General features: G+C 42.6%; 1 protein-coding gene and 1 pseudogene. Both read left to right on the forward strand.

Annotation, left to right across the window (positions count from 1 at the left end; translation table 11 throughout):
• Window positions 1-26 precede the first annotated feature (26 nt).
• Complete coding sequence (locus AB8804_RS23195) at window positions 27-1,163, forward strand: mechanosensitive ion channel family protein (protein ID WP_371190292.1); 1,137 nt, start codon at window positions 27-29, stop codon at window positions 1,161-1,163.
• 198 nt (window positions 1,164-1,361) lie between these two features.
• Window positions 1,362-1,614: pseudogene (locus AB8804_RS23200) on the forward strand (ISNCY family transposase); the annotation flags it as partial.
• Window positions 1,615-1,922: the final 308 nt, after the last annotated feature.

Raw genomic sequence — 1,922 nt, forward strand, 5'->3', positions numbered from 1 at the left:
CATTAATATTTTAAAGGAGAATTGTAATGAATTGGATGCAAATTTATGGAGATATAATCAAGGACCATTCATCCTGGATCTTCCCAGTATTAATGCTGATCTCGCTTGTTACCATTAATAAATTATTGGTTTGGGGGATAAGCTTTTTCGAAAAAAAAGATGAACAGGAGAAAAGCGGCTGGAGAAATGCACTGTTAAGCGCGGTCAAAAAACCGCTAATTTTGGCATTTTGGATTTATAGCATAGTTGTTCTTATGCGCTATTATTTTCCAATTGAAGGGAAAGAATACACTTCCTTCTATAAAATAATTCTCCCCTTACAAAAGATTCTTTTAATTTTCCTCGTCGGCTGGTTCCTGCTCCGTCTTATTCACAATGTCCAGTCCCACTATCTTAAAAGATCCATTGTTCAGGGCTCAGAGATAGATAAGACTGCAGTTGATGCTATTACTAAAATCTCTACGGTAATTGTTTTTATTATTATAATACTGGGAACCATACAGGTGCTTGGCATTTCAATTACTGGACTACTGGCATTCGGGGGTGCAGCAGGTATTGCCGTTGGTTTTGCCGCACAGAATTTAGTGTCTAACCTTTTCGGTGGTCTGACGGTATTTGCAAGTAGAATTTTTAAGATCGGCGATGACATCATTATCAAAGATGCTGATTTGTCAGGGAAAGTTATTCATATCGGTTGGCGCTCTACCACTATTGAAAGCTGGGACGGTAAGCGTGTCTACGTACCTAACTCTGTCTTTAATACGCACAACCTAATTAATAATTCACGGTTAACCCATCGAACGCTTTCACAGGATATTTTTCTGAGCTTCGAAGATTATTCGAAAATTCAGGATGTAGTGGACGAGGGGAACAAGTGGCTGTCAACGCGCAACGATCTGAGCTATTTCGTGTTTCGTTTCAGCGGTTTCGGTGAGTCAGCTTTAAAAATTAATATTTATGCATGGGTTACATCAGTTCCAAGCGGAAGCTTTGTTCCATATGGAAACTTTGCAAAATCACAGGAAGAGATACTGCTTGCGCTGACAGATATTGCTCATCGAAAAGGATGTAGTGCTATTCCAGCCAGTCATCTTCATATTAATAAATCTAATCATAGAAGTGCATCAGCATCGCCACATATAAGTATGCAGGTTCCTTCTTAAACGTTTAAATAATAAATCATCCGCCCTAGCAAGGGGCGGATGTAAACATACTTCTCATTAAATAAAATAGTCGTTAACGCTGTTTTGGCATTTTTTTTATAAAAATGGAGTTAAGCAATGACTCTTTTTTTATTCCTACTTTGGAAACTCGAGATATCATCCTTTTCAGATAATCGCTGGTACACTTTATAGTGCACCGAAGAAGAAGCCTTTATACGCGAACTGGCACCGCGTGTACCGTAAGACGGGGTCGCACTCATGACCAGCGCACAAGAGCTTTAACACAAGGGTATCGAGAAGGGCCTTCAAAAGTGAATCCAATAGGCAAGAAGGCCGTAATGAAGTTAAGCTGGAAGTTGCCCGCACCATGCTGCAGAACGGTAACGACCTCAATACTGTCATGAAAGTGACCAGTTTGACGGAAAACGGTCTGGCGCAGATCCGCCACTAATCTTTTCCCGAGACTTCCTGTTCGACCATCAGCGTATACTGGTGGGGCAGGGAGTTATCCAGTGCCGATTCTACCTGCCAGCCACACTGGTTAAACAGCTTTACGAGGCCCTCAATATTACCAGTTATACGCGCCAGAAGCGGTTTGATCTGTCGCCCATCGTCGTCAAATGCAGCGTCGATATTAGTCTGTGAGAGTTGACATCCTCCCCGCCCTGAAGGACGGGGATTCCTGCAGCGTTCAGACCGAAGCCTGAATCACCCCGGTGGGTTCCTGCTTCAACGGGTGGCCTGAATGCGCCATCCCTC

This window comes from Enterobacter sp. KBR-315C3_2022, assembly GCF_041399425.1.
GTDB lineage: Bacteria > Pseudomonadota > Gammaproteobacteria > Enterobacterales > Enterobacteriaceae > Enterobacter.